The organism is uncultured Wocania sp. (genome assembly GCF_964021735.1).
Lineage (GTDB): Bacteria > Bacteroidota > Bacteroidia > Flavobacteriales > Flavobacteriaceae > Wocania_A.
Map to the genome: position 1 here is coordinate 1 of NZ_CAXIBN010000130.1, position 8,684 is coordinate 8,684.

Annotated in this window: 12 protein-coding genes; 6 read left to right on the forward strand and 6 right to left on the reverse strand. The window is 30.4% G+C overall.

The genetic code is table 11. The features are described from left to right. Positions 1 to 218: cytochrome c oxidase subunit 3 (locus tag AADI82_RS11240; protein WP_341216531.1), on the forward strand; the 218-nt coding region annotated here is incomplete at its 5' end. Position 219: 1 nt separating this feature from the next. Continuing rightward, complete coding sequence (locus AADI82_RS11245; RefSeq protein WP_341216532.1) at positions 220 to 456, forward strand: cytochrome C oxidase subunit IV family protein; 237 nt, start codon at positions 220 to 222, stop codon at positions 454 to 456. 61 nt (positions 457 to 517) lie between these two features. Here the strand turns inward: AADI82_RS11245 and AADI82_RS11250 are convergent, their stop codons facing one another. The 6 genes from AADI82_RS11250 to AADI82_RS11275 form a co-directional block, all read right to left on the reverse strand. Continuing rightward, positions 518 to 979, reverse strand: a complete 462-nt coding sequence (locus tag AADI82_RS11250) for a hemerythrin domain-containing protein (protein ID WP_341216533.1) — start codon at positions 977 to 979, stop codon at positions 518 to 520. After that, entirely contained in the window at positions 934 to 2,163 is a 1,230-nt protein-coding gene (locus tag AADI82_RS11255; RefSeq protein ID WP_341216534.1) for a hypothetical protein, read from the reverse strand. Before AADI82_RS11255 ends, AADI82_RS11250 begins: the two co-directional genes overlap by 46 nt. Positions 2,164 to 2,312: 149 nt before the next feature. Then, positions 2,313 to 3,044, reverse strand: coding sequence for an iron-sulfur cluster repair di-iron protein (ric, locus tag AADI82_RS11260; protein WP_341216535.1), 732 nt, complete (start codon positions 3,042 to 3,044; stop codon positions 2,313 to 2,315). 49 nt (positions 3,045 to 3,093) lie between these two features. Beyond that, the gene (locus tag AADI82_RS11265) at positions 3,094 to 3,528 is read right to left on the reverse strand and encodes an Rrf2 family transcriptional regulator (RefSeq protein WP_341216536.1); all 435 of its coding nucleotides are present in this window, start codon (positions 3,526 to 3,528) and stop codon (positions 3,094 to 3,096) included. A 69-nt stretch (positions 3,529 to 3,597) separates the two neighbouring features. Further along, positions 3,598 to 3,945 (reverse strand): hypothetical protein, encoded by a 348-nt coding sequence (locus tag AADI82_RS11270; RefSeq protein ID WP_341216537.1) that lies wholly within the window; start codon positions 3,943 to 3,945, stop codon positions 3,598 to 3,600. After that, positions 3,945 to 4,919 (reverse strand): polyprenyl synthetase family protein, encoded by a 975-nt coding sequence (locus AADI82_RS11275; RefSeq protein ID WP_341216538.1) that lies wholly within the window; start codon positions 4,917 to 4,919, stop codon positions 3,945 to 3,947. The genes AADI82_RS11270 and AADI82_RS11275 overlap by 1 nt, the downstream gene beginning before the upstream one ends. Positions 4,920 to 5,045: 126 nt before the next feature. Here AADI82_RS11275 and AADI82_RS11280 point away from each other — a divergent pair, with 126 nt between their 5' ends. From AADI82_RS11280 to AADI82_RS11295, 4 genes are read left to right on the forward strand one after another with little or no spacing between them, the layout of a single operon-like run. Continuing rightward, a complete protein-coding gene (locus AADI82_RS11280) occupies positions 5,046 to 5,651 on the forward strand; it encodes a TetR/AcrR family transcriptional regulator (RefSeq protein ID WP_341216539.1) in 606 nt (201 codons plus the stop codon). A 2-nt stretch (positions 5,652 to 5,653) separates the two neighbouring features. After that, a complete protein-coding gene (locus tag AADI82_RS11285) occupies positions 5,654 to 6,991 on the forward strand; it encodes a TolC family protein (RefSeq protein ID WP_341216540.1) in 1,338 nt (445 codons plus the stop codon). Between the two features lie 32 nt (positions 6,992 to 7,023). Beyond that, complete coding sequence (locus AADI82_RS11290; protein ID WP_341216541.1) at positions 7,024 to 8,193, forward strand: efflux RND transporter periplasmic adaptor subunit; 1,170 nt, start codon at positions 7,024 to 7,026, stop codon at positions 8,191 to 8,193. Positions 8,194 to 8,233: 40 nt separating this feature from the next. Continuing rightward, positions 8,234 to 8,617: a four helix bundle protein gene (locus AADI82_RS11295; RefSeq protein ID WP_034042750.1), complete on the forward strand. Its 384-nt coding sequence runs from the start codon at positions 8,234 to 8,236 to the stop codon at positions 8,615 to 8,617. Positions 8,618 to 8,684 lie beyond the last annotated feature (67 nt).

The following is an 8,684-nucleotide window of genomic DNA, read 5'->3' on the forward strand; positions in this document are numbered from 1 at the left end:
TAGGATACAATACATTCTTTACGTTTTATTGGATGCTTACCCTGTTTCATGTGATTCACGTGTTGGTTGGCTTGGTTATTTTAGCATCAGTTTATTTTGGAATACGAAAAGAAAACTCCACTACAAAAATTGAAGATATTGAAGCTAGTGGTGCTTTTTGGCACATGTGCGATTTAATTTGGATGATGCTTTTTCCAGTAATTTATTTACTTTTCTAATATGAATAAAACAGCAACTATAACATGGATTATTTTAATTGTGCTTACAATTACTTCTGCTTTGGTTTCTAAACTTGAGAGCAAATATGTTGTACTGATTATTTTAATATTATCAACTTTAAAGTTCTTTGGTATTGCATTTCAGTTCATGGAAATAAAAAAAGCGCATTTATTTTGGAAAATAATAATTGTTGGGTTTATTTTATTTTTTGGAATTGGGTTGCTGGTCTTTATTTGAATATGTCAGGTTAAGCATGTTACATTGAGCGTAGTTGAAGTACAGTCCGAAACCTATAAACTTATTTCCAAAACTCATCATCAATCTTATCCTCAAAGTCCTCTTCTTTATGGATCTCTTCAATTAAAGCCAATTGACTTTCCGTAGCCACTTTTTGTATTTCTGGAAACAGCACACGTTCTTCAAATCGAATATGCTTGTCTAATTCTTCTTCAATCTTACTTAAAGCTTTTGCCTCATCATCCTGTTTTGTGAATAAACGTTTTAATCGCCTGTGGTCTGCCATAGCTCTTTTAATATGATCATTATCTTCTTTTAGAATAGTGAAAATATGCTTTTCTTCCATTTCAAAATGAGGAACTAAATGGGTTTCATAAAACCAATCAGCATAAGTTTTTATACGTTTTGGTTCAATATTTTTACTGAACCCAGATCTTATTTTCCAAGATAAAAGCAATCCATGGTGGTGCTCTCTACTTAATGGTTGTAATGCTTTATGTCGCTTTTGTGGTTTGTGTTGCATGATTTTTTACATGTTATAATATTGAATAATAAAAAGGTAATTCCTAAAGGTAATAATATACTGAAAAGAAAAAGCAATAGGTAGTAATTTGGAAGCAATCCGTTACCAAAATAAAACCTCATACCTTGAATTGCTAGTAATAATTCTGTTAAAATAAATCCAAAAATAAAAGTATAAACACCAATATAAAGGCTTTTAGTATAAGTTACTAATGTGCTTTGTAAAATAAACGAAAACAAAAACCCAGTAATAACACCAAGCATTAAAAGGTGAATAAACCCAATAACTAAGTTTCTGTGTGTATAAACTATTTGTGAAAACTCTGGAAACAATGCTAATAATTGCATACCTATTTTTAATGCAAAACAGAAAATTGAAAACCAATACAGATATAAAACAAATCTTGATTGTTGTTTTAATACCGCAAAAAATTTCGGTTGAATTAATTTTACAAAGAAATATCCCATTATAAGCTGAAGTATCGTACCAAAACCATTAAAATAAAACAGTAAATTATGAGGAGCAAACCATTGAACTGGTAAGGCTAAAGTAAGAATGGTTGATACAATTAATAGCTTGAAAAAACACCTAAATAACTTTGAGTATTCAACCTGAAACAAATGAAAAAACACAGCGATAACAGCAATTAAAAACCAACCGTTAAACTGAAAATGCAAAAAGAATTGTATCGCTATTTGATAAAAAGCTGAAGTTTGCCCAAGCATAGAAACTGCTGGCCCTAAACACCAAACACCAAAGGTGGATAGCACCATAAATATTAGCGCGGTTTTAAGTAAATATTGAGTTACTAATGATTCTGTTTTATGGTATTTCCAAACCAAATACACAAAGTAATAGCTACAAAAAATATGTAATGTTGAAAAAGAAATAGAAATTACTGCGTAACCCTGAAAAGGAAAACTAAGCATCATCCCGATTACAGCAAATTCTGTAATCCAAAATAGTTTATTAAAAACAGGTTTTTTATTAGGAATAAAATAATGTACAATTAATGTAAACAGCATTAAATATACCCAACCCAACATGGCAACATGCGAATGAGCGTGCGTTAAAAAGCGATAATTTACACCAATGTTTCCTACAAACGAATAACGCAACGCCAAACCCATTAAGGCGGCTATTAAAAAATTAATCAGACAAATAACAGTAAGTTTTTTAGACATTCTTGGTATTTTACTTTTGTGTTTTAAAATTACCAAAATAAAACGCTTATTACCTTTTATAACAATTATAAACAAAAAATCCTAGAATGTTTTAGGGAGAACTTTCCAAGATTTTTCTATTTCACCTAAGTTATTTTTAGTGCTTGCTATTATTCAAATTGTTGTTCTAGCTTTATAGCTTTAGGGAATAAAATATTGTTTTCTAAATGAATATGTAAGTGTAAATCTTTTTCAAATTCTTCCAACATAGCAAAGGTTACTCTGTATGTGTTGCATGCATCTGCTGGCGGATTATAATTATCTGTAAGTTCAGCAATTTGTCTAAAACGCTCACCTTCGTTATCGTGTTCTTGCATCATCATAGCGATTGGATTTTCAACGGTTCCAAACTGTGGAGATTGCACAGCGCCTTGCTCTAATGTAGCATTCACCATTTTTTTTACAAAAGGGAATAATATAAGTTCCTCTTTTTTCATATGTGCTGCCAACTCGCCTGCCGAAGCTGTAAATAATTCATTTATTTTAAATAGTTCTGGGTGTCTTTCGCCATGAACGCGACATAATTTGTCTAAAAATTGACGTAACACGGGAATTTTTTCTTCAACGTAGCGGTGGTGTTTTTTTTCAATATAATCGATTAATAAATCTAATGGCCACGATTTATAATCTATAGATTCGCCTCCTTTATTGTTTAAAACACTATGCAGTTCATCTAATAAAGCATTGCTATCTATTCCTTTTTTTTCGCAAGCTTCATTAATACTTCTATTACCATTGCAGCAAAAATCTATTTTATATTTTGAAAAAACTGCTGCAGTTCTATAATCCTCGGCTACAAATTGCCCGATTTGTTTTTCTGAATTTTTTTGTAATGTTACCATGATTAATTGTTTATTTCGGATAATTTTATCCTATTTATATTCAAATTTTTTAAACCTTTAAAAATGCGGCTCCCGATTTTATATTGAGTGCCAATTCTTCTAAACTTGTATTTTCTAGCATGTACTTTAACTCTTCTCGAATAGCTTTGAATTTATCGTGAACAGGACACGGGTGATCTTCATCACATTTATGTAAACCCAAACCACACTCTTTATATATACTATCTCCATCAATGGCATTAACAATTTGTGCCAACTTGATTTTACTAATATTGCTACTGTCAATTTCAAATCCGCCATGCGCTCCTTTAATAGAACAAACAATATCATGTTTAACTAATGCTTGTAATATTTTAGCAGTAAATGCTTGGGGAGAGTTTATCTCTAAAGCTATTTCTTTAGGACTTACTCGCTTACCTTCATAAGATTTTATTGCAATAAATATTGCTGCCTTAATACCATACTCGCAAGCTTTTGAAAACATATAACTTCTCTATTTAAGTACAAAGATACAAAGATGTTTTAATTAGGACAAATTTATCTTAATTAAATTTTAATAATGATTTTTAAACCAAACTTTTTGCCATTCTCTTTTTAAAATTAAAAATGTTACATCTTCAGATAATTTAAGGACATCTTCCCCATTTAAAGCTTTAACCGCTTTTTCAGGAACATCAATAATGTAAAGTAAGTTTAAGTACTCGGTAAATTTCTCTTGAATAAGTTTATACACGGTTTCGTGTAGTAGTAATTTTAAACTTGTTGGTAAAATGTCTTCATGAAAATCTAAATCGACATTAGCCAATAAAAAATCTTTATTAAGTTGTTTTACCAATTTATGATACAGATTTAATTGATTTGCTTCTTCAATTAAAGCATCAAAAGTAGCTGGTAATTGCATTATACGCTTCTATTCATTAAACTATGTCCAAAGTTTTTAAGAAGTGTTTTTTTATCATCAGAAATATTTAACAATTCCAGAATCAAAAACGCTCTTTTTGTGTAATATTCTATGGCTTTTTTTGTAGCTTCCGCAGAACCTGAGACTTTAAAAATTTGTTTTACTACTTCTACTTTGTTTTCTGATGTATCAGCATTATTACTAAACAACTTTTGCAATTGTGCTTTATCATTTTCATTTGAAAACTCAAGTGCTTTTATATACAGATAGGTTTTTTTGTTTTCAATAATATCTCCACCAACTTGTTTACCAAAGGTTTCTGGATCTCCAAAAGCATCTAAATAATCGTCTTGTAATTGGAAAGCAATGCCTAAGTTTTTACCAAAGTCGTAAATATTATTTTGGTCATCTTTTGATGCTCCTGCAACAATAGCCCCCATTTTCATGGCCGCACCAACCAAAACAGCTGTTTTGTATTCAATCATTTTTAAATACTGGTTAAGCGTTACATTTTCTTTAGTTTCAAAATCTACATCGTATTGCTGACCTTCGCAAACCTCTAAAGCGGTTTTGCTAAACAACTTAGCTAAAGCTTGAAACGTATTAGCCTCATAATTCTCAAATAATTGATAGGCCATAATTAGCATAGCATCACCAGAAAGTATAGCGGTGTTAACATTCCATTTTTCATGTACTGTTTTTTCTCCGCGACGCAATGGGGCATCATCCATAATATCATCATGAACCAAAGAAAAATTATGGAATACTTCTATACTTAGTGCTGCATGTAATGCTTTTTTGTAATCATTATTAAAAATATCGGCAGTCATTAATGTTAAAACGGGTCTCAACCTTTTACCACCTAAACTTAGGATATACTGAATTGGGCTATATAAGGTTTGAGGTTCTTTTATAGTTGAATATTCTTCTAAAAAATCAACAAACTCTTCTCTGTATTTTTCTATGGAATGCATCAAACAAAAATAGAGTAATTCATCATAATTAAAAACTTCAATGTAAAAGGATATGTTAAAAAAACATTAAAACTTAGGAAACTTTTTAGGTTTTTAAAGTTTCCTATTGTAATTTTGCTGCCAATTATGAGAGAAAAAATATTATTAGGCGCAACAGATTTGTTTTTAAACTATGGGTTTAAAAGCGTGACAATGGATGATATTGCTAATGCTTTGGGTGTCTCTAAAAAAACCATTTACCAACATTTTGATAATAAAACAAAACTAGTTGAGATTACAACACTTAACCTGTTTCAATCTATTTCTTGTGGCATTGACCATATTTGTGCACTAGAAAAAAACCCGATAGAGGAAATTTACTGCATTAAACAATTTGTTATGGAGCATTTAAAAGATGAAAAATCGTCTCCTCAATATCAACTACAAAAATATTATCCAAAAATATTTAATTCGCTAAAAATCAAACAGTTTGAAGTGATGCAAACCTGTGTTACAGAAAACTTAAATAGAGGTATTGCACAAGGTTTATATAGAGATACTATTGATGTAGATTTTATAGCTAGAATATATTTTAATACCATGATAGCTATAAAAGATAAAGACTTGTTTCCGCTTAAAAAGTTCTCAATGAATATGCTTATGAGTAATTATTTAGAATACCATTTACGTGGTATTTGCACGCCTAAAGGTCTAGATATATTAAATCAATTTATAACATCAAATCAATCATAAAAATGAAAAACAAACTAATATTAATTTTTAGTTTATTCCATTCTATTATTATATTCTCACAAGAGAATATACTTAGTTTTTCTTTACAAGAAGCTATAGATTATGCTATAGAAAATAATAGAACTTCTAAAATGGCAGCACTAGATATTAAAGCTGCAGAAAAGCAAAAATGGGAAACCACAACAATTGGGTTACCACAAATTAGTGCCAGTATAGATTATAATAATTGGCTAAAACAACAAGTATCTTTAATACCAGCAGAATTTTTTGGAGGCAATACAGGCGAGTTTGCCGAAGTTACTTTTGGCACGAAGCAAACCATGAATGGTACTGTTAAGTTAGAACAATTAATTTTTGATGGCTCTTATCTTGTTGGTTTACAATCAGCTAAAGTATTTTTAGAAATTTCAAAAAACGCAAAAGAGAAAACCAATTTAGAGGTTAGAAAAGCGGTTATTAATGCTTACGGAAATGTACTTCTTGCTGAAGAAAGTGTAAAAATTTTAGAACGCAATATTACCGTTTTAAAGAAAAATCTTCATGAAATAACTAAAATTTACGAAAACGGATTGGGTGACGAAGAAAGTGTAGAGCAGTTACAAATTACACTTTCTGGAGTAGAGAGCAACTTAAAAAACACATCACGTTTAAAAACTTTGGCATATCAAATGTTAAACATTACGTTGGGAACTGATTTAAATGCTAATACCATTTTGACTGACAATTTAGAAACCTTAACGGCACAGCATATAGTTTTAGAATTGCTAAACGCTGAAGACAATATTGAAAACACTATTGACTATAAGATTTCTAAAAACGATGAAAAAGCAAAAACACTTCTTGTAAAGCTAGAACAAAGCAAAGCACTACCAACTTTAAGAGGCTTTGTTAATGCTGGTTATTCTGGAAATAATGAGGATTTCCATTTTTTAAAGCATGACCAAAAATGGTTTGGCTCATCATTGTTAGGTGTAAGCATGAACATTCCTATTTTTAGCTCTGGTGGAAGGAGTGCAGCAACACAACGCGCCAAAATAAACCTTGAAAAAGCTAAAGAAACTTTAACTGAAACCGAACAAAAATTAAAGCTTCAAATAGCATCGGCAAAAAGTGATTATCAATTTGCTATTGAAGATTATGATAATAAAAAACAAAATTTAAACCTCGCTGAACGTATTGAACAAAAAAATCAAACCAAGTTTTTTGAAGGTATTACAACCAGTTTTGAATTAAGACAAGCGCAAACTCAATTATACACAGCACAGCAAGAGTTTCTTCAAGCAATGCTTGATGTAGTTAACAAAAAAGCAGCGTTAGAAACGGTATTAAATCAAATATGAAAATCAATCAACAAATCAGAAAAACACTAAACATGAAATATATTTATTCATTACTAATCGTTACACTTCTTTTTGCCTCGTGTGGAGAAGGTAAAAAGCAATCTATTGAAGCTGTAGTTGCTTCAGATAATTTAGAAAATATCCGCTTAAAAAGAGCAGAAGTTGTTGCAGAACAACAAAAAATTGCTGAACAATTAAAACAATTAGACAATAGAATTGCTGTTTTAGACACTACAAAAAAAGTACCTTTAATTACTACATTTAAAGCTAAACAAGAAGTGTTTACACATTATTTAGAATTACAAGGTAATGTTAGTACCAAAAATCTTTTAGTAATATATCCAGAATTTAGTGGTGTACTTACCAAGGTGTATGTAAAAGAAGGACAACGCGTAAACAAAGGACAAATATTAGCAAAAATTGATGATGGCGGATTGAGCCAACAATTAGCACAAGCACAAATACAAACCAATTTATCTAAAACTACTTATGAGCGTCAAGAGCGTTTATGGAATCAGAAAATTGGTAGCGAACTCCAGTATTTACAGGCAAAATCTAATTACGAAGCGCAAGCACAAGCCGTAAGCCAAATAAAACAACAAATAGCAAAAACGGTTGTTAGAGCACCATTTTCTGGAACTATAGACGATGTTATTACAGAGCAAGGTAGTGTTGTTGGCGCAGGTCAATCGCAATTAATGCGTATTGTAAATCTTGACAATATGTATATTGAAACAGATGTGCCAGAAAGCTATGTTACTAATGTAACTGTAAACAAAAGTGTTAAAGTAGAGTTTCCCATTTTAGGAAAAACTATAGATGCAAAAATTAGACAAGCAGGAAACTTTATTAATCCTGCAAACCGAACATTTAAAATAGAAGTGGCAGTCCCTAATAAAGATAAAAGCATAAAACCTAACCTAACGGCAAAACTTAAAATTAACGATTATACTAATAATAATGCTTTATTAATTCCGCTAAGTATTATTTCTGAAAATGCTGAAGGCCAACAATATGTTTACACCATAATTAATAAATCAGGCAATAAAGGCACAGTAAAACGCGAAATTATTGAAACAGGTAGAACACAAGGTGATTATATTGAAGTATTATCGGGTATTGAAAATGATGAAGAAATTATTGACGAAGGTGCTCGTAGCGTAAAAGATGGTCAAGAAGTTAAAATTCTAACCAGTAATTAGTTTTTAGACTTTAGTTTGTAGAAAAATAATACTAAAAATTATGAAAGAGATTAAATTCAGTTTCGAAGATTTAAAAGTATATCAAAAAGCATTAGATTTTATTGATATTACATATAAGGCAACAAATAATTTTCCTAAAAACGAAGATTACGCTTTAAGCTCACAATTTAAAAGAGCATCAATTTCTATTGCATTGAATATAGCAGAAGGTTCGGGAGACACCAATGCACAATTCAATAGGTTTTTAAATATTTCCAATGGCTCCATAAAAGAATGTGTTGTCTGTTCAACTATTGCTAAAAGATTAAATTATTTAAGTGAAGATGATGACTATAATAACAGGTTACGACTTGAAGAATTGTCAAAAATGACATCAGGTCTTCAAAAATATTTGAAGTCTAATGACAAAAACACTAACGCCTAAAGACTAATAACTAATGACAAATAAAAAGAAAAAAGTTGATAAAGAGTTTGGTTTATCCTCTTGGGCT